The 19,044-nt window shown below is 37.2% G+C and carries 18 protein-coding genes; 15 read left to right on the forward strand and 3 right to left on the reverse strand.

Annotated features, from left to right (window positions below; translation table 11 throughout):
• Positions 1-210: 210 nt before the first annotated feature.
• The 9 genes from UFO1_RS05195 to UFO1_RS05230 all read left to right on the forward strand — a co-directional run bounded on the left by UFO1_RS05195 (position 211) and on the right by UFO1_RS05230 (position 7,880).
• Positions 211-537 carry a hypothetical protein gene (locus UFO1_RS05195; protein WP_038668696.1) on the forward strand — a complete coding sequence of 109 codons (327 nt, stop codon included), beginning with the start codon at positions 211-213 and terminating at the stop codon, positions 535-537.
• A gap of 199 nt (positions 538-736) precedes the next feature.
• The gene (locus UFO1_RS25405) at positions 737-874 is read left to right on the forward strand and encodes a hypothetical protein (RefSeq protein ID WP_173406208.1); all 138 of its coding nucleotides are present in this window, start codon (positions 737-739) and stop codon (positions 872-874) included.
• A gap of 165 nt (positions 875-1,039) precedes the next feature.
• Positions 1,040-1,507 carry a hypothetical protein gene (locus UFO1_RS05200; RefSeq protein WP_038668699.1) on the forward strand — a complete coding sequence of 156 codons (468 nt, stop codon included), beginning with the start codon at positions 1,040-1,042 and terminating at the stop codon, positions 1,505-1,507.
• Between the two features lie 215 nt (positions 1,508-1,722).
• The gene (locus tag UFO1_RS05205) at positions 1,723-2,859 is read left to right on the forward strand and encodes an iron-containing alcohol dehydrogenase (RefSeq protein ID WP_038668702.1); all 1,137 of its coding nucleotides are present in this window, start codon (positions 1,723-1,725) and stop codon (positions 2,857-2,859) included.
• Positions 2,856-3,764: a decaprenyl-phosphate phosphoribosyltransferase gene (locus UFO1_RS05210; protein ID WP_038668703.1), complete on the forward strand. Its 909-nt coding sequence runs from the start codon at positions 2,856-2,858 to the stop codon at positions 3,762-3,764. The genes UFO1_RS05205 and UFO1_RS05210 overlap by 4 nt, the downstream gene beginning before the upstream one ends.
• A gap of 82 nt (positions 3,765-3,846) precedes the next feature.
• Positions 3,847-4,191, forward strand: coding sequence for an SMR family transporter (locus UFO1_RS05215; protein ID WP_038668707.1), 345 nt, complete (start codon positions 3,847-3,849; stop codon positions 4,189-4,191).
• A 14-nt stretch (positions 4,192-4,205) separates the two neighbouring features.
• Positions 4,206-4,613 (forward strand): divergent PAP2 family protein, encoded by a 408-nt coding sequence (locus UFO1_RS05220; RefSeq protein WP_038668709.1) that lies wholly within the window; start codon positions 4,206-4,208, stop codon positions 4,611-4,613.
• Positions 4,614-4,636: 23 nt separating this feature from the next.
• The gene (locus UFO1_RS05225) at positions 4,637-6,334 is read left to right on the forward strand and encodes a hypothetical protein (RefSeq protein ID WP_038668712.1); all 1,698 of its coding nucleotides are present in this window, start codon (positions 4,637-4,639) and stop codon (positions 6,332-6,334) included.
• Positions 6,324-7,880, forward strand: a complete 1,557-nt coding sequence (locus tag UFO1_RS05230; protein ID WP_038668713.1) for a DUF4127 family protein — start codon at positions 6,324-6,326, stop codon at positions 7,878-7,880. Before UFO1_RS05225 ends, UFO1_RS05230 begins: the two co-directional genes overlap by 11 nt.
• 149 nt (positions 7,881-8,029) lie before the next feature.
• Here the strand turns inward: UFO1_RS05230 and UFO1_RS05235 are convergent, their stop codons facing one another.
• Together UFO1_RS05235 and UFO1_RS05240 are read right to left on the reverse strand one after the other, a co-directional pair.
• Positions 8,030-8,959, reverse strand: coding sequence for a DNA-binding domain-containing protein (locus UFO1_RS05235; protein ID WP_038668715.1), 930 nt, complete (start codon positions 8,957-8,959; stop codon positions 8,030-8,032).
• A 4-nt stretch (positions 8,960-8,963) separates the two neighbouring features.
• Positions 8,964-10,253 (reverse strand): sensor histidine kinase, encoded by a 1,290-nt coding sequence (locus UFO1_RS05240; protein WP_038668717.1) that lies wholly within the window; start codon positions 10,251-10,253, stop codon positions 8,964-8,966.
• Between the two features lie 271 nt (positions 10,254-10,524).
• Between UFO1_RS05240 and UFO1_RS05245 the strand changes: the two genes are divergently transcribed.
• From UFO1_RS05245 to UFO1_RS05255, 3 genes are all read left to right on the forward strand, one after another.
• Positions 10,525-11,790 (forward strand): cation:dicarboxylate symporter family transporter, encoded by a 1,266-nt coding sequence (locus UFO1_RS05245; protein WP_038668720.1) that lies wholly within the window; start codon positions 10,525-10,527, stop codon positions 11,788-11,790.
• Between the two features lie 310 nt (positions 11,791-12,100).
• Positions 12,101-13,504 carry a DASS family sodium-coupled anion symporter gene (locus UFO1_RS05250; RefSeq protein WP_038668721.1) on the forward strand — a complete coding sequence of 468 codons (1,404 nt, stop codon included), beginning with the start codon at positions 12,101-12,103 and terminating at the stop codon, positions 13,502-13,504.
• Between the two features lie 69 nt (positions 13,505-13,573).
• Complete coding sequence (locus UFO1_RS05255; RefSeq protein ID WP_038668724.1) at positions 13,574-14,980, forward strand: aspartate ammonia-lyase; 1,407 nt, start codon at positions 13,574-13,576, stop codon at positions 14,978-14,980.
• A 189-nt stretch (positions 14,981-15,169) separates the two neighbouring features.
• Here the strand turns inward: UFO1_RS05255 and UFO1_RS05260 are convergent, their stop codons facing one another.
• Positions 15,170-15,925 (reverse strand): DeoR/GlpR family DNA-binding transcription regulator, encoded by a 756-nt coding sequence (locus tag UFO1_RS05260; protein WP_038668728.1) that lies wholly within the window; start codon positions 15,923-15,925, stop codon positions 15,170-15,172.
• A gap of 356 nt (positions 15,926-16,281) precedes the next feature.
• On the opposite strand from UFO1_RS05260, the gene UFO1_RS05265 reads away from it, so the two are divergent.
• From UFO1_RS05265 to UFO1_RS05275, 3 genes are all read left to right on the forward strand, one after another.
• Positions 16,282-17,361, forward strand: coding sequence for a transaldolase family protein (locus UFO1_RS05265; protein ID WP_038668730.1), 1,080 nt, complete (start codon positions 16,282-16,284; stop codon positions 17,359-17,361).
• Between the two features lie 20 nt (positions 17,362-17,381).
• Entirely contained in the window at positions 17,382-17,621 is a 240-nt protein-coding gene (locus tag UFO1_RS05270) for an ABC transporter permease (RefSeq protein ID WP_256380532.1), read from the forward strand.
• 113 nt (positions 17,622-17,734) lie between these two features.
• Entirely contained in the window at positions 17,735-18,700 is a 966-nt protein-coding gene (locus UFO1_RS05275) for a sugar ABC transporter substrate-binding protein (RefSeq protein ID WP_038668733.1), read from the forward strand.
• Positions 18,701-19,044: the final 344 nt, after the last annotated feature.

A 19,044-nucleotide genomic window follows, 5' to 3' on the forward strand; every position in this document is an offset into this window, starting at 1 on the left:
ATGTCAGCTTCAGGTTAGATATAATTAAGAGAATTGGGGAGTCAAAACAATGTCCTGGGAAGAGAATCCTAGGGCATTGTTTTATTTTATATCTAGGGTATTTCTTTTATTTAATCTTTAGTCTAAATTACATGTAAATGTAACTTGACAGTCACAATTCTGTTACAATTCTATTCTATAATTAAAATAACAAATGAAGGAGTGATTTAAATGAAAAATATAGCTAAAAAAATAGCGGTTTTATCAATGGTTGGTATGATGCAAATCGGTTTTGGTGCATCCGTAATAGAAGCTTCACCACTACATAATCAGCCCCCAGTACAGCAACAAGATGATCGACATGATAAACATGATCAAGGTCAAGATCGACATGAAAGAGAACGTGCAGAAAAGGAAAGGCATGAAAGAGAAATGAGACGGCGTCCTCATGAAGGCGAACGAGAATGGCATGAACGTCAAAATCGAGAAAATGAACGACACGAAGAAAACTTGAGACGAATTGCTCATGGTATTTTAGATCTAATTCTCGATAACTAAAGCTCTTAGTGCATTGCTAGGCATACTAACATAAAAAACTGTCTTGTCATTTGATGAGATGGTTTTTTCAGCTGATGAAATTACAAAATTGTACATTATAGTATTCAAAAGAATTTCAATGCTATAATGTACAATTTTGGATATAGGTATTTTAATGTAAGAATAATATTTTTGGAGAATAGGTTAAAAGAGGTGCTTCATGTCAGATGATATTCTAGAAATAGAAATGAGTAAAGAAGAATTAGAACATCTAATCATCGAACTTCCTCAAATTTTGAAAGAGCTTGAGGAAGGAGCTATAAAGGATATAGTAATAGAAAAAGTAACAAATCTGTAAGAAGGAGAATTTGTGACAAATGCGAATCAAGAAGGTTTGGCATGTGCAAAGTCTTCTTAATATTATGATGAAATTTCTAAAAAGGGTGACTAAAATAGAATTTTGTGATAGAATGCAAGTATACATAACAAGTTTATGTTTAATTATGGAAAAGGAGAATGAGAAATGTTTAAACGGAATGTAAGGATCTTATTGGCTGCCAGTTTGTTACTTATTGTAGCTTTAGTTGCAGGGTGTGGTGGTGGTTCAGGCCTTCAGCGTGTAGCAGGACTTAGTGCAACGGAAACAGTAACTACTTTTTTTGATGCTGCCAAGAATAATCGTATGGAAGAAGCTAGTTTGTATGTTTCTGCTGCCTCAAAAAGCGACCCCAAAACAGTGGTAAAATTTATGACTGGGCAATCAGAATTAACACAAATCAAGAATTCTAATATCATGTCAATCAAACAAGTAGCCCAACAAGGGAACTATGCAGCTCTTTTGGTAACAACACAAGAACAGAATACTTTCAAGATTAATATGAAACCAGTCGGATTAGAAAAAGAAAATGGTGAGTGGTATATTATAGATTTTGATCAAATCTATACAAATGCTAAATATAAAGTATTGCAGCAATTGCTGGCGAATATATAATAAGAGGAAAGTCTTAGAAGGGCTTACCTTGGATTAGACTGCAAACTCTGGTAAAATAGTGTATACTATTTTACCAGAGTTTTTTTTGCGTTGACTGAGAAAAGATAAGAGCGAAGATCAGATTTTCTTGAAAATAATTGAAGATTTACTTTTCACTAGTGGATATTTTTAGTATAGTAGTGAATGAGTTGATAAAACAGTAGGAGCTGGATGCTATGCATTTTTCATATTATATGCCGACGAAAATACATTTTGGTTGTGGTGAGTTTGAAAAGGCTCCCGCTTATATTGGAACGGTTGGTAAAAGAGTACTGATTGTTACGGGAAAATATGCTATGAAGAAGTATGGATTTACTAAGATCTTAGTAGAGGGACTTACTTCTTTAGGGATACAGTCTGCATTATTTGAAGGTGTTAGTGCCAACCCTTTAGCTAGCGAAGTCAACCAGTGTGTTGAAACATTTGCAGACTGGCAACCGGATGTTGTAGTAGCCCTTGGTGGGGGAAGTGCGATTGATGCTGGAAAGGGAATTGTTTTAGGGTTGTCAACCAGGGAAAAAGTAGAAACTTATTTATTAGGGCAATCTCCCATCACCCATGTTGATATTCCTCTTATCGCCATTCCTACTACAGCTGGTACAGGATCGGAAACTAATTGGGCGGCGATTTTAACGGATGAGTACAGTGGAATAAAAACCAGTTTTCGTCATAAGGGACTCTTTCCCTGTATGGCAATTGTGGATCCGCAGTTAACAGTGTCTTTATTGCCTGGAAATACTGTAGAGACGGGTTTTGATGTATTTGCTCATGCTGTTGAAACCTATATATCGAAAAGTGGGGTAGCCCCCTTAATTGCCACTCATTCACTAGCAGCCATTCGATTGGTTAGACAATACCTGCCTCAAGTGCTTAAAAATGGCCAAGATATAACGGCTCGTAACAACATGATGTATGCCAGTATGCTGATGGGCTTTAATCTAGCTAATTCTAGTACCTGTTTGCCCCATCGGTTGCAATATCCGATTGGTGTAAAAACGAATAGTAGTCATGGTAGTGGATTGATGGCGCTATTTAAGAGTTGGCTAGATACTACCTATGAGATTTCGGAAGAAAAGTTTAATTGTATTGGAGAGGCATTAAGTGGTAATCCTTGCAGAAATAAGGAGGAATTTATGCTGGCCTACCAGCAATTTACCCAAAGTATACATAGGAATGGGAGTTTGGCAGATTTTTCTTTAGGAAAAGAAGATATACCCTATTTGGCTAGTAAAGTAACAGGGAGCTTAGCCAATGATCCTGCAGGGGGGATCCCTGGAATTGTAGAGAAGATATATAATGGAGCATGTAAATGAGTACTTTGGCAGAGGAAATAGTCAAAAAAGATAAATCTGGGGGCAAGGCGTTGCCCTATCTTATGGTGTTGCGTCCCAAACAATGGACTAAAAATTTATTAGTATTTGCTGCTTTGATTTTTTCAATCAAGACAGTAACTATACACATGCTACTAAAGGCGGTAGTAGGTTTTGCCTTATTTTGTATTCTATCAAGCTGTGTTTACATATTAAATGACTACATGGATCGTGAAGCGGATAGTCGGCATCCAGAAAAGAAGTATCGCCCCATTGCTTCGGGGCGATTAGACCCTATGAGGGCGCTAGCATTTGGAAGTGTCTTATTATGCTGCGCTCTTGGTATGGCATTCTTATTGAAACCTTGGTTTAGCCTGTTGCTTTTTGGATATTTTATGATTAACGTGGCTTATTCGATTAAATTAAAACAGATTGTAATTGTTGATATTATGGTAATTGCCTTTGGTTTTGTTTTGCGTGCCATTGGCGGAGGATTGGTAATCGATGTTTCCTTCACTCCTTGGTTTCTAATCTGTACTATGTTGTTAGCTTTATTTTTAGCGATTAGCAAACGTAGGCATGAATTGTATTTACTAAGCGAAAATAAGGGGGAACACCGTAAAGTATTAGAGCAATACTCTCCTGAATTGCTGAATCAATTAAATAGTATTGTTACTACTGCAGCCATTATGAGTTACTCTTTATTTACGTTTACATCCGGCCACACTATTCAATTGATGTGGACCATCCCCCTAGTTATGTATGGAATTTTCCGCTATTTATATTTAATACACATGAAGGGGAAAGGTGGCAGACCAGAAAAAGTATTAGTAGAAGATGGCCATATTCTCGCTACCGTGTTGCTATTTGCTATTATGGTTGCTAGCATCTTATATTATTTTGAATAGATTATCCTGTAATTGCTAGTAAGATGTTGGTTACTAGACAAATTGTCATATTAGGGTCAATAAAAAGTGAGGTACTATTGTAATGAAAGATTTGTTGTTAATTATTATATCAGTAGCCATAGGGGCAGTAGGACAAATTGCCTTTAAATTTGGTGCGATGCAAATGGTAGAGAACCCGGGTATCACCTTATTAGAAAAAATTAAATGGCCGATCGTTCTAGGGTTATTTTTATATGGTATTAGTACGATTATATGGATCATGGCATTGAAAAAAGTAGAGCTTAGTTATGCCTACCCCATGGTGAGTCTCGGCTACGTTTTCGTATTTATTGCTTCTTATTTTATTTTTCATGAGCCAATTAATTGGCTGCGAATTGGCGGTATGTTATTTATTTTGGCTGGCATAGCCCTTATTGCCAAGTCTTAATGGGAGGTGTTAGATTGGATTATAAATATGCAGTAACACCTATTTTTGCCTGGTTGGTGGCAGGATCTGTAAAATTTCTAGTGAATTATATTCGTTTTCGCAAAGAGGCTGTCAACTTAATCGGTAATGGAGGATTTCCGAGTACCCATACAACAGTAATAAGTAGTACGGTATTTTTCATTGGTTTTACTGAGGGGATTGCTACACCTATGTTTAGTCTAGGATTGGCAGTACTTATGATTACCATGTTTGATGCCATGGGAATTAGGCGTGCGGTAGGTAAACATGCTAGTATGATCAATCAATACGTTAGGTTGGATTCTGCCAAAACCTTAAGAGAACGGCAAGGTCATACACCTATCGAAATCTTGGGTGGCCTTAGTACAGGTTTTTTAGTAGCTTATTTATTACATAGTATCTAAGGCGCTTATGTTGGGGGCAATCGATGTTAGTTATTTTTTCTTTTATATTGGGTTTAACTTGTTTAGCGTTTATGTTTTTTATCTTATTATTCTCAGCCATTAGTTTTGGCCTAGGGATGCCCTTAATGCCATTACATATATGGACTGCGACTATCTGTAGTCTTATTTTTGCTTATCGTATCACAACTTTTTATGATAAAAAAAATGCAAGCAAGACATTTGCCAATGTTGGAATTAGTGCAATACTTATCATGGCTTTTCTTATGTATATTGGCGGTATGTTTTATGATATATCCTACGATGGACAAGTTTATCATCAAGAGGCAGTGATTCAACTAGCGAATCATTGGAATCCATTTCATCAGTACTTGTTAAAAGAACAGTCTCAATCAGCCATGTTATTAAATCATTACGCCAAAGGTCCTTGGGTGTACGAAGCGGCCTTATATACAGTCACTGGTCAAATCGAGCAAAGCAAAGCCTTTAATTTTTTAGCAATGACAGCATCTTTTTTACTAGCATTCTCAACAATGAAAGGTAGTAGTAAATGGAGTACCAAGCAATCTTCATTATTTAGCTTGTTATTGGCCTTAAATCCTGTAAGTATTTATCAGGCGTTAAGTTTTTATATAGATGGACAGTTAGCGTCTTTATTGCTTTGTTTGTTAGCTTTATCATATCGAATCTTTGTCCAATATGATAAATTTGTTTTATTTGGTTTTATTATGACAATTGGCTTATTGGTTAATGTTAAATTTACTGGTATTGTTTATGCATTTGCTTGTATTGGTCTCTTAGGTGGATGGTTGTGGTTAAGTAAGAAGAAACAAACTTGCAGGGATCTTGGAAAAACAGCAATCATCGGATTATTGTTAGGCATTTGTGTCATCGGCTATAATCCTTATATGACCAATAGTATTTTTTATGGGCATCCCTTTTATCCCCTATATGGTGCAGGTTCCAACTCTATGGATATTATGACGAGCAATTCACCAAAAGGCTTTTTACAGCTGAATGCAGCTCAGAAATTATATGTTGCTAACTTTTCTATGTCCTCAAATAAGTTTGATATAGAAGAGCCTCAAATAAAAATACCCTTTAGTGTAACCGCGCAAGAATTGAGGCCTTTCGTCTATGGAGCGGATATCCGTATTGGCGGTTTTGGTCCTTGGTTTAGTGGCATGGTAGTAATTGGCGGCGTCATATTGTTGTTGCTATTTATTTTTTCAAAAAAGGATGCTCTTCATGGTATAGGTTTAGTTATGAGTATTATGCTGACAGCCCTGATAAATCCTGAAGCTTGGTGGGCTAGATACGTACCTCAAATTTGGCTAGCGCTTATTTGCCTTGCAATCGTGGCTTGGTCTAGCAATCAAAAAGTAATACGGTATTTAGGGGGGGCGCTAGCAGGAGCCGCGGTAATAAATCTTGCTATCATTACTTATCCCTATGTTCTTGGCAATTATTACTGCACCCAAGCTCTGCGCCAAGAACTAACTGAAATAGCCATGTATCATAACCCAATTAAGGTACGTTTTGGCGAGTTTACTTCGAATTATGTTAGATTTGGCCAACATAATATTACTTATGTGGATGCACCAGCAGATATTGCTGATATGAATATAGAAGTTCTTAGATATAATTATTTGACAGCAGCAGCTAAAAACCAAGCTTTAGCAAGTATTTTTGTGTTGGGAAGGATGGAAGAAAATGAAGAATAAAAAAGGAATCCTAGTAGCATTGTTATTTTTGCTACTAGTTATTAATGTTCCAGTTTATGCGCAAACGATAATGTATGTCCCTTTTGATAATCGACCTGTTAGTTATGAATATGTAACAGATACAGTAGAAAAAGGTGGATTTGAAATACTGGTTCCACCAGAGGAGTATTTAGCAGCTAGAACAAGGAATGCCAATCCCGATCAATTATGGGAATGGGTATTTGCTCATGCAAAAGAAGCTGACAGAGTCGTTGTGTCAGCCGATGCTCTTATCTATGGTGGGTTAGTTGCATCAAGAACTCATGAAATTGACGAAGATATATTGCTAAAAAGGACAGAAAACTTTAAAAAACTAAAAAAGCTTAACCCATCATTAAAGCTATATGTATTTAGTACCATTATGCGCAGCCCTCATGCATCTAGTGGCGGGGTTGAACCAGCTTACTATGAAACATATGGCCCTGCAATTTTTCGTATTCATGCTTTGCGGGATAAAAGTGAAATACACACATTAACCCATCAAGAACAAGAGGAGTTAAAGGAACTCATTGCACAAGTCCCGACTGATGTAATGGTGAATTGGCTAAACCGACGTGATAAAAATTATGAAGTGAATGTAAAGTTGATTCAGGAAGTAAAAGAAGATATATTTAATTATTTACTGCTTGGTCGTGATGATTGTTCACCACTTTCTAGATCCCACCAGGAATCTAGATGGCTAGAAAAAGAAACGGCTGATTTGCCTGCTAGTAAATATTTGTCCTTTCCTGGAGCGGATCAGTTAGGTATGGTCATGTTGGCTAGAGCAGCAAATGATCTTACCTTTACTATACCTTCTGTAGCTGTCATCTATACACAAGGCGTTGGTGACCAGACGATTCCTTCTTATGAAGATACTCCTGTAGGAAAAAATGTTCGTGATCATTTGATTGCAGCAGGATTTTTACCCTTACTCTCCGATAAAAAAGCGGATATGATTTTGGCAGTTAATACGCCTGCTGATGGTTGGACGAGGGAAGCAGGGGTGGAAGCAAATAAAGTAGAAGCAAATAAAGAAACTCTTGCTTTTGTTAAACAGATGCAAGCCTACTTGCTTGCTAAACGAAAAGTTGCCGTGGCAGATATCTCCTTTGCCAACGGATCAGATAATGCATTGTTATATGAAATGACGAAGAGTAAAATGCTACCCCAGTTAGAATCCTATTCGGGCTGGAATACAGCTAGTAACACAATTGGTTATACCATTGGACAGGCGGCCTTTGCCCAGCGGATGACAACAGCTAATAAAAATAATCTGATAGCTGTCCGTTTACTAGATGATTGGGCCTATCAGGCAAATGTACGTGGGGCTCTTACGAAAGAAGTATTAATCCCCGCAGGGCACAGTAATGTACAATTAGATGAAATGCTGCCTACTCTTACTAAAGAGGCGACAGAGCGTGTGCAAGCCTTTAGTATGCAAAATTTAAAAGCCTTTTCGTTGAAAAAGATAGAAGTTTCTTTTCCTTGGAATCGCATGTTTGAGGTAGACATTAAGGCAAAGTAGTAATTATAAGAAAAGCCTTAGTCGTTCTTACTTGGAAGCAAGAAAGTGTTATACTTTCTGATTCCGGAAAATGAGAAAGAGATCAGCGGATATGAAAATCTGCTGATCTCTTTCTTTTGTGGTGTTTACTATAAAAATAAAGGGTCGACTTAGTGTCTTTTTTTTGACTCAAGAAATAATACTCTTACAAACTTTTTTATATTAATGTGAGTATTGCCAATCGAAGGTTTACTATTATTTTGTAAGTTGAGCATTATTTTTCTCACTTCGGTAAAGTCAAAAAACTTTGGAGCGTATTCTTCAAAACTAGGATTGGTATAATCAGTAACGCCAAGAGATGCTAAGTGAGTTAGTCCTTGGAAGATTGTTCTTCGGACTCGTTGCTCCATAGCTTTAGATTCTTTCTTTATGTCATTTAGATCTGAAATTTCTACACCTAGCTTTTTTATTGCCACACTGGTGAAAATCTCCTTCAAGGAAGGGACCTCATGTTCAAGGGGGTGTTCACTTTCATATTGATATAAAAAATCCAACATACCTAATAAATCATTGCTGCCGCTTTCACCAATCATTCCTAATTCGGCAAGCAGGTATTGACCTGAAGTATTTACGACATTTTTGGTTGGCGAGACTGGTGCTGTGTTACTATGGATAATTTTTTCTGAACTTAACACATTTAAATTCTTTTCAATATTGCATATCACATTTTGTAGTCGAATGTGTTCTGTCACATTTTGAATGATACTGATTACCTCAAGCCGATTAATCGGTTTAGTAATATAGTAATGCACACCAAGAGAATAGGCATTACCAATCATCTCCTTATCCTCCACTTGAGAAAGCATAATAATTTTACCATGGAAGGTAGGTGTCAATTCACGAACTGTTTGAATTCCATCTCTTATCGGCATTAATAAATCAATAAGCAAGATATCAACTGCTTTGATGGTTAATAATTTTCCATCGACAGCAGCACCATTTTCTGCTTCACCGACTACTTCGCCGAGATCATAGTCCTCTATTATTTCTGCCAACATAGATCGGATTGCTTCATCATCATCAACAATAAAAAAACGCATTTTATTATCCTTCCTTTATTACACTTTGTAGTGGTAGTTGTATGGTGAAAACCGTTTTATCAGTAGGAATCTCTTCTAGTGTAATACTGCCTTGTAGGCTATTTGCTAAATCTTTAATATAAGGCAAGCCCATACCAGTTGAGGGATTACCTGTTAGATCAAACTTGGTCGTATAGCCAGGTTTGAAAATAAGACTTCTTTTTTTTTGTGGGATGCCTGGTCCAGTATCGGCCACACGAAATACTATATTTTCGTTGATGCTATAAATAGATAGTTTGATTAAACCAGAATCTTTAATGGCCTCTACAGCATTGGAAACCAAATTGTTCACAAGTGATAAAACAGTATAGACATGTAATGGTGGTAGCAAATCTTCAACCTGTAAATCAAAGGTAATTGTCTTGTGTAAGGAGCGAGCATATTTCTGGTGTGATTGTATAATAATCTCCGCCAGTTCGGAGGCCGTCATATAGTCATGTAATTTCTTTTCTGAGATTAACTGGGTGAGGCTGGCATAGATACGTTGATTATCTTTTTTGATTTCATGTACTTGACCAGCAATTCCTAATAGGGTTTGTGCTAATTGATTCTGATTAATTGGCAAGTGGCAGTCCTGTAGATCCTTATAGAGATTATAACAATCTCGCGTGATGTTCTCTGCATTTTGCAGGGATTTTCTAACGTGAATGCCTTCTTCGTAGAGAGCAGAAATAAGCATCAGCAGATGCTTGTTTTGCTCTCTTTGTTGCTCTGCTGCTAATTCTGCATGACGCAAATTTATGATAAAAAAGAAGCTTAGAATAAAAAAACTGCGGATAACAGCAATGATTAAAATTTTACTGATAATGGGGAATGCAATGATATCAGTTGCACTGGAATAGGTCAGTGAAAGCATAAGTTCCAGCATACTAGCGGTGATTTCAGCAATAATGGATAATAGCCCAATACCCAGCGGCTGGTTATATAAATCATGGGCTTTCGCCAATTGAAAAATAAGGGCATATACTACGTAATAAAAAAATGCTGGCATATGAAGTAGAAGACTAGAGGCGATAGTACTATCTATGGTAATCCAATCTAATGCCATGCGAAAAACTAGAACGGACAATCCGACTAATAATCCGGAAAATACGAAGGAGGTACTGCGCTGCCATAATAAAAAGAATAAAAATGCCGGTGAGCCGAAACTAACGCGAAAGGAACTAAATTCACTGTCAAATGGATAAAACTTAAGTTCACCAGCTAAGGGAACAATTAGAATCATTAACAAAAGAGCAAACCATCTTTTTTTCATTTTATACCTTCCTTAGAGGAGAATCGTGGTGGGTGTAGTCAACAACAGCTGTGAGTCCTAGTGTATTAGGCTAGATCTTATTTATACATTATACAGAATAACAGAAAAAAATGTAGTCTTCTACAATTTATTTTAAAATTTTCAGAAAGTTTGTAGGTTTATATCGGATTATATAGGTTGCGTGATAAATTTGAATTGTAGAAGTTGTCTCATAGATTCGCAAGAAATATTTTTTCCATCATACCAAAGATTATAGAGAGGAAGATGAAAAATGAAGAAAATTAAATTTGGTTTAGGAACACAAATTCTCATTGGACTTATATTAGGGGTTGCAGTAGGCGCTGCTTATTATGGAGATCCGGCAATTGAAGGATATCTCAAACCCATAGGCGATATGTTCATCCGGCTGATTAAAATGATTGTAGTACCAATTGTAGTGTCCTCGCTGGTTGTTGGGATTGCGGGTGTTGGTGATGCAAAGAAATTGGGGAAAATAGGCGGTAAAACCATTCTTTTCTTCGAAGTCGTGACCACGATTGCCATCGTTATGGGACTTGTCATTGCCAATGTTGTCAAACCAGGAATTGGAATTGAGAATATCGGTAGTCTTGCTAAGACGAATATTGCCAGTTATGTAAATACTGCAGAAGGTGCAGCTCATCATAGTTTTGCTGACACCTTTGTCAATGTTGTTCCTACGAATGTGTTTGACGTACTTGCGAAGGGCGATATGCTTGCTATTATATTCTTTTCCGTTATGTTTGGCTTAGGTCTTGCTGCTATTGGCGAGAAAGGAAAGCCTGTTCTCAAACTTTGTGAAGGCGTAATGGAAACCATGTTTTGGGTGACCAATCAAGTTATGAAATTTGCACCGTTTGGCGTGTTTGCTCTCATTGGTTCTACTGTTGCTAAATTTGGTCTTCAGTCATTGATTCCCTTGGGGAAACTCGTTATCACAGTGTATGGTGCTATGATAGTGTTTGTCTTTGTGGTGCTTGGTGTAATTGCTAAGCTTTGTGGTCTCAATATCATGAATTTCATCAGAGTACTAAAAGATGAATTAATTCTTGCCTATACGACAGCAAGTTCGGAAGCTGTTTTGCCCAATATCATGCAAAAGATGGAAAAAATGGGCTGTCCTAAGGCGATTACTTCCTTTGTTATACCGACAGGATACTCTTTTAATTTGACTGGTTCTACTCTTTATCAGGCAATTGCGGCTATTTTCCTAGCGCAATTATATGGCATCGATTTGCCGATTAGCACCCAAATTAACTTAATGTTGGTACTAATGCTAACCTCTAAAGGCATAGCGGGTGTACCAGGTGTTTCTTTTGTTGTATTATTGGCGACCCTCGGTAGCGTAGGTATTCCGGCAGAGGGGCTGGCTTTTATCGCTGGTGTTGACCGTTTTATGGATATGGCAAGGACGGTTGTCAATGTAATCGGCAACGCGTTGGCTGCTGTGGTCATTTCTAAATGGGAAAATGAATATGATATTCAAAAAGAAGAAGAAGTGCTGCGAAAAATTGCTTAAATCACTGGTTTAAGTGAATGTATTCAAGGGGGCGGGACAGTTCCAGTGTTTTATAGACATTGGAATTGTTCTACCGTCGTCCTTTTTCTGAAAGAAGAGATAGTATAAAAAACGTCGTTAAACTTGATGATTATAGATTGCATTACTACATGTCATGCAGGTAAATTGATACAACCAATTTTTTTTCGTTTTATAATGTATACAAAATACTTTATACATTATGCAAGTGTTATCTAAACCTAAACTAAATATTGACCTTATTAGGTTATTATTCATTTTTCATGAAATATTTAATAGGAGGCATAAGTGTTTGAATCATAAAGGAGTACGAGGTTTAATATGTGTTTTTATTGGCTTGATCATTTGGTTTAGTCCCATTCCTGAAGGTATAAAAGCGGCAGCATGGCACCTATTAGCTGTATTTACGGCGACTATAGTAGCCTTTATTTTGCAGCCAGTAGCTATCGGCACGGCATCAATCATTGGATTAACGACGGTGGTTATTGCGGGTGTTCTTACCCCTGGACAAGCTCTTGAGGGATTCAGCAATACAGTAATTTGGCTCATCGTAGCGGCTTTTATGTTTGCCAAGGGCTTTATTAAAACCGGCCTCGGTCGACGTATTGCATATATTCTAATGAACAAGTTTGGTGATAGTACTTTAAAATTGGCCTACACTATGGCGGCAACGGACTTTATCGCCGCACCATTTACTCCGTCTAACACTGCACGAGGGGGCGGAATTATTTATCCGATTACCCGTAGTTTATGTACAGCATTTGAATCTGAACCTGGTGCTACAGCTGGTAAAGTAGGGAAATTTTTATTATTTAGTGCATACAATAGCGTTGTTATCTCAGCATCTGTTTTTTTGACTGGTGCATCGAATAATGTAGTTGTTATGAAGTTAACCCAGGAATTATTTGGACAAACCATAACTTGGTCTCAATGGTTTATGGCTTGTATAGTACCAGGCATAGTTTGTACTATTCTTATACCCTATATCTTATATAAAATTTATCCGCCGGAATTGAAAAAAACACCAGAAGCCAAAGAAATGGCACGAAAAGAATTAATTAGTATGGGTGCCATGAGTCGAAGTGAAAAATTACTTTTATTAATTTTTAGTGGTGCTCTTATTCTTTGGGCTACCAGTAGCATTACAGGTCTTGATTCAGCTTTTGTTGCTCTTTTGGGTTTATCTTTCATGCTTATTACTAATGTTCTCAACTGGGATGATGTTTTGGGTGAAAAAGGTGCTTGGGATGTGCTCATCTGGATGGGCGTTTTAGTTAACATGGCAGCATATCTTGCAAAGCTAGGTCTTATCACTTGGTTTGCAAAGCTTGTAGGAGCCCAATTGGTAGGGATTTCTTGGTTCACAGTGCTTATTGTTTTAAGTATTGTTTATACTTTTATCCATTATGGATTTGCCAGTAATACGGCACATGTGATGGCTCTTTTTAGTGCTTTTGCTACTGTTGCAGTAGCTGCTGGTGCACCAGTACTCCTAACCGCCATTCTCTTAGGGGTATTTGCAAATACATGCTCAACTTTGACTCATTACGCATGTGGAGTATCACCAATTTTCTTCGGCTCCGGTTACATTAGCCAAAGTGAGTGGTGGCGCATTGGTTTTCTTCTTTCTGTATTGCATTTGGTGATATGGTTAGGAATTGGTGTTCCTTGGATGAAGATTATTGGCATTTGGTAAACTCTTGTAATTGTTTACCAGTTGAAAATAAATAAGAATAAATTTATAAAATTATAGGGGGAAATAATTATGCATTTAGAACACGATTTTTTAGGTGAAATGGAAGTTCCCGACAATGTCTATTATGGTGTACAGACACTTCGAGCTATGGAAAATTTTAAGATTACAGGGCAGAAATTGGATTCAGACTTTATAAATGCAATGGCAATTGTAAAGAAAGCAGCGGCAAAAGCCAATATGCTTACGGGCCGCTTGGATAAAATTATTGGGGAAGCCATTATTGCAGCTGCTGATGAAATTATTAGTGGAAAATTACATGATCAATTTTGTGTTGATCCAATTCAAGGCGGTGCAGGTACTTCTGTAAATATGAATATGAATGAAGTGCTTTCTAATCGTGCATTGGAGTTAATCGGTGAGGAAAAAGGCAATTATGAGCGTATTTCACCAAATAATCATGCCAATATGGCACAGTCAACAAATGATGCATTTCCAACTGCTATTAAGGTTTGCACAATTCGTAAAGGCCGTATTCTTGTTGCCACACTTCAAGAATTGGCTGCAGCTTTAGATGAAAAGGCAATCGAATTTAAGGACGTTCTCAAAATGGGTCGAACGCATCTGCAAGATGCAGTACCAATTACCATGGGACAAGAATTTGCAGCTTATGCTTCTTCTGTTCGACGTGGTGCTGGACGCGTGGAGGATGTACTGCGTCGTTTATATACGGTGAATATGGGAGCTACGGCTGTTGGTACTGGACTCAATGCAGAGCCTGAATATATAAGTGAAGTAGCTAAGCAATTAGCCAAAATGACGCAAGAGCCATTTGTAACGGCTGCTGATCTAGTCGATGCTACGAATAATACAGATGTTTTTGCGGACGTGTCAGGAGCTATGAAAATCACTGCCTTAGCTCTTATTAAAATAGCAAATGATTTTAGAATGATGGCTTCCGGTCCAAGATGTGGACTTAATGAATTGGATTTGCCAGCACGTCAGCCTGGCTCATCAATTATGCCTGGCAAAGTAAATCCAGTGATTCCAGAGGTATTAAACCAGACTTGCTATCAGGTTATTGGTAATGATTTGGCTGTTACCCTAGGGGTTGAAAATGGGCAGTTTGAGCTAAATGTAATGGAACCAGTTATGGCTTTTAATATTTTCAATTCTATGACCTACTTGACGAATGCTGTTGATACTTTTAGCAGATTATGTGTTAAAGGGGTAAAAGCAAAAAGAGAACAATGTGAAACATGGTTGGAGGGAAGTGTTGGTATTGTTACAGCGCTATTACCTCATATTGGCTATGAAAATTCATCGATGTTGGCTAAAGAAGCTTATAAGACTGGACGACCAGTAAGAGAACTCATTATCAAGAAAAAATTGTTAACTAGAGAGGCTATGGATATTATCTTATCGCCAGAGGAAATGACTCAACCAGGTATTGCTGGTAAAAAGTTAGTAAATATGTAGTGTTTGAAAAAGAAATACGCTTTGCTCTAGTAGCAAAGCGTATTTCTTTTTTTACGGAATCAGAAAGTATAACACTTTCTTGATTCCAAGTAAGAACGACTAAGGCTTCTGCCTGCGTCCGAGGACTTGGCACAAGCCAAGTCTTTTCTTATGAGACAAATGAGTAAGCCCTAATCAAATAATTACGTGTCAAGGAATAACTAAGTTAATGTTATAGTCGTTAAAGAATTTAATATATGTAGCATCAGGCTCTTTGTCGGTTACAAGAACTTGAATGCTTTTTAAATCGTAGTAGGTCATTAAGGAGACACGATCAAATTTGGTATTGTCAGCTAAGACAATGATTTGCTTACAATTCTCAGAGATATATCTTTTGATGTCATATTCAAAGGATGACGAATTTGTTAGACCTTTTTCAATTGAGAGCCCAGTTGTAGCAACAAAAGACTTTGAAATATTATATTGTTTTAGAGAATTGACTGCTTCTATACCAATAAAAGAATTGGTTCTTCTTAAAAAAATTCCACCAGTACAAATTATATTTAGGTTGGAAAAGGGAAGTGAGCTAGTGATTACATGTAAATTATTTGTGATTATAGTCAAATTCTTTCGTGCCGCTAAATGAGGTATCATGCACATTGTAGTGGTTCCAGAGTCGATGTAAATAATATCGCCATCCTCAACTAAATTGCTAGCTAAGCTCCCAATTTGTTGTTTTTCATCTTTGTTTTTTACTTCTCTTGACTCAAAAGGTTCTGTAGTTTTTGTGTCATTTAAAATAACTCCACCATAGACTTTTTTTATGTAATTTTGTTTCTCCAGTTCGTTAATATCTCTTCTAATCGTGTTTTTTGAGATACTAAACAAGCTGCAAAGCTCTTCAATGGATGCTCTGCCATTTTTGCGAAGATGATTTTGTAATGCACTTATTCGGTCTTCTTTCAACGAACATTCACCCCTGTTTTATCTTAAAATTAGTATCTTTGCTTATTTCGCCTAAATAGTATATGGGAATAATTGGCAAATTAATTATATCATGATAAGTATGAGTTTCAACCACAATCGTTCCAAATTGGATCATCAAAAAAGCAGTTCTATTTACAGACAAACTATAATATCATCATAAGAGAGTGATAATATAACAAAGACAATCAATTAATATCACAATAATATGCTCAATCCGTATGCTCTTATACAATTAAGCCGTTGTTAAAGTAACCAAATAGGAAGTTCATCAGGAGGTTAATTGTTACTATTAAAAAGTCGTATCAAAAAAATAGTGAAAAGGATGGGACGGTAACATGTGTAAACAACAGTATAAAAGCCCCTTGCAGCAAATGGCAAGAACGACATTGACTGATTTTTGGAATGACTCCTGCTCAATATCCGAACTCCAATATGCCCTGGAATATGGGGCTGTAGGTGCTACAACCAATCCTGTCATTGTAAAAGAGGTTCTTAAAAATGAGATAGATTCCTATAAGGATAGAATTATTGAACTGATACATGAGTTCCCAACGGCATCAGAAGATGATATTGTATGGAAATTAAACGAAGAAATGGCTGTTGCTGGTGCGAAGTTATTATTTCCAATATATGAAAGAACGAAGGGGCAAAAAGGCAGGATATCGATTCAAACGAATACTAAATACTATCGAAATACTGACCTTATGCTTGAGCAGGCCTTACATTTTAATAATTTAGCACCGAATATACAAGTTAAAATGCCGACTACGAAAGCAAGTATCAAGGCTTATGAAGAAGCTACCTATCATGGCGTCAGTATTAATGGAACAGTTAGCTTTACTGTAGCGCAAGCAATTGCAGTAGCGGAAGCGGTTGAAAGAGGGTTAAAGAGACGGGAAGAAGAGGGCCAAGATACCTATATGATGCATCCAATATGCACAATCATGGTAGGTAGAGTAGATGATTGGCTAAAAACTGTAGTTGAGCGAGATGGAATTATTCTGGACCCAGGATGTTTAGAGTGGGCTGGTGTTGCTGTAATGAAAAATGCCTACAAAATATTCAAAGAGAAAGGTTATAGAACCCAATTACTAGCTGCGGCATACCGGAACCACCACCAATGGTCAGAATTTATTGGCGGAGATATGTCTCTAACGATACCTGCTAAATGGATCAAGCGTTTTAATGCTTCCGATATTTCAGTAATAAATCGTATTAATGAGCCTGTTAATCCTATAGTCATTGAGCAATTATCAAAATACATTCCTGATTTCAACAGAGCTTACCAGCCAAATGGAATGAGTATTGATGAGTTTGATAACTACGGTGCTGTAAGTAAAACATTACTACAGTTCCTCGGAGGATATGATGAGTTAGTTACTATGATTCGCGGAATAATGATTACTCCAAAGTAGACGCGTAAATTCAGCATACCTTGGGATATGAATTTAATGCAATTGCAGCGTGTATCATTGGCGGTGCAAGTTTTATGGGAGGTGAGGGGACCGTTTGGGGAACATTAATTGGAGCCATGATTATGGCAGTTTTACGTAATGGGTTAAACCTCCTAAGTGTTTCTTCTGAAATGCAGACCGTAGCCATCGGCATTGTTATTATTTTAGCAGTATATGTAGATGTTTTAAGGCATAAGGCAGCTGCAAGGGTTAAAGTATAAGAATGAGAGGGAGTTTTAGTCAATTATTATCATCAGGAGGTGAAATGGAACAAAAGAATTGCCCAAACCTAGTAATACTTCATAAGTATTAAATTGAAAAAGGGGAATTAAGAATGAAAAAAAAGTATACGTTACTAGTAGCAATGTCCTTACTGTTTTCTTTGGTGGCTGCTGGCTGCGGTAGTTCTCAAACGCAAGCCCCAAAAACAAGCGAAAAAATGAAAGTTGGCGTAGTTGTTAAAGCGCTAAATAGCGATTATTGGAAAATAGTAGAATCCGGAGCGAAAGCAGCTGGGGATAAATATGGTGTTGAAGTAAAAGTTCTTGGCCCTAATGCAGAGACTGATGTAACGGGTCAGATCTCGTTGATTGAAGATCAAGTTACTAGAAAAGTAAGTGCATTGGTGGTAGCGCCTTCCCAATCAGCAAGTGCTATTCCAGTTTTTGAACGAGCAAAGACTGCTAAAATTCCGGTAATTCTTGCAGATACAGATGCTTCTTGGAATGATAAGGTTTCCTTTGTTGGAACGGGAAATTTGAATGGTGGTAAAATTGCTGGCGAATACTTTGGGAAAAAACTTCCTAAGGGTTCAAAAGTCGTTATCTTGCGTGGTGCTTTAGGTGATCCTACTCATGATGAACGAGTAAACGGCTGCATTGAAGGGTTAAAAGCTGCAGGTCTAGAAGTGGCAGTAATACAGCCTGCCAATAGTGAACGTTCTATGGCAGTAACTGTAATTGAGAATATTTTGCAGAGCAAACAAGAATTTGCTGGTGTTTTCGCAACGAATGATGATATGGCACTTGGTGCAGCGAAAGCGTTGGAAGATGGCGGTAAGAAAATGGTTGTGGTTGGTTTTGATGGTTCTCCAGATGCCTTGGCTTCGATTAGTGCAGGCAAACTTAATGCATCTGTGGCACAAAGCCCTTATAACATCGGTTTTAAAGGTGTAGAAGCAGCAGTTAAAGCCGCTAAAGGTGAAGCTGTTGAAAAACGAATTGACACTGGAACTGAAATCATTGATGCAGATAATGTTAAACAAAAGAGCGAAGAATTGAAAAAGATCCTAGGAAAATAAAGTACCAAAAGACCTCTTATTAGTAGTGATTTATTTCTACAATAGGAGGCCTTTTTCTTATCAGGTTGGCTGCGAAAAACTCATTAGCACTGTTTAGTTGGGCGTTTGGGAAACAAAATTTCTTACTTAAAAAGGAATGAATGCAGTAAGAAAGATGTAGGAGAACAATTTCTAGTGGAATGAATTTTGCAATCTTGCCAATAAATTAAAACTTGCAAAATAATGGTATTATTTACAAGGGATTTGCGCATAGGAGCAAGAAATTCATATTTAACCTATGAGGATTAGTTTAGTGTCGGTTAAAGGGTATTGAGGAGGAAATTAGCCCTCCTTATTTTTTTATT

Origin of the sequence: Pelosinus sp. UFO1, assembly GCF_000725345.1 — a bacterium.
Taxonomy (GTDB): Bacteria; Bacillota; Negativicutes; order DSM-13327; family DSM-13327; genus Pelosinus.

Coding starts and splice junctions, on each gene's coding strand:
- UFO1_RS05205 (WP_038668702.1), top strand. CDS start 1,723: ATGCATTTTTCATATTATATGCCGACGAAAATACATTTTGGTTGTGGT.
- UFO1_RS05255 (WP_038668724.1), top strand. CDS start 13,574: ATGCATTTAGAACACGATTTTTTAGGTGAAATGGAAGTTCCCGACAAT.
- UFO1_RS05265 (WP_038668730.1), top strand. CDS start 16,282: ATGTGTAAACAACAGTATAAAAGCCCCTTGCAGCAAATGGCAAGAACG.
- UFO1_RS05230 (WP_038668713.1), top strand. CDS start 6,324: ATGAAGAATAAAAAAGGAATCCTAGTAGCATTGTTATTTTTGCTACTA.
- UFO1_RS05210 (WP_038668703.1), top strand. CDS start 2,856: ATGAGTACTTTGGCAGAGGAAATAGTCAAAAAAGATAAATCTGGGGGC.
- UFO1_RS05240 (WP_038668717.1), bottom strand. CDS start 10,253: ATGAAAAAAAGATGGTTTGCTCTTTTGTTAATGATTCTAATTGTTCCC.
- UFO1_RS05225 (WP_038668712.1), top strand. CDS start 4,637: ATGTTAGTTATTTTTTCTTTTATATTGGGTTTAACTTGTTTAGCGTTT.
- UFO1_RS05200 (WP_038668699.1), top strand. CDS start 1,040: ATGTTTAAACGGAATGTAAGGATCTTATTGGCTGCCAGTTTGTTACTT.
- UFO1_RS05235 (WP_038668715.1), bottom strand. CDS start 8,959: ATGCGTTTTTTTATTGTTGATGATGATGAAGCAATCCGATCTATGTTG.
- UFO1_RS25405 (WP_173406208.1), top strand. CDS start 737: ATGTCAGATGATATTCTAGAAATAGAAATGAGTAAAGAAGAATTAGAA.
- UFO1_RS05245 (WP_038668720.1), top strand. CDS start 10,525: ATGAAGAAAATTAAATTTGGTTTAGGAACACAAATTCTCATTGGACTT.
- UFO1_RS05215 (WP_038668707.1), top strand. CDS start 3,847: ATGAAAGATTTGTTGTTAATTATTATATCAGTAGCCATAGGGGCAGTA.
- UFO1_RS05275 (WP_038668733.1), top strand. CDS start 17,735: ATGAAAAAAAAGTATACGTTACTAGTAGCAATGTCCTTACTGTTTTCT.
- UFO1_RS05195 (WP_038668696.1), top strand. CDS start 211: ATGAAAAATATAGCTAAAAAAATAGCGGTTTTATCAATGGTTGGTATG.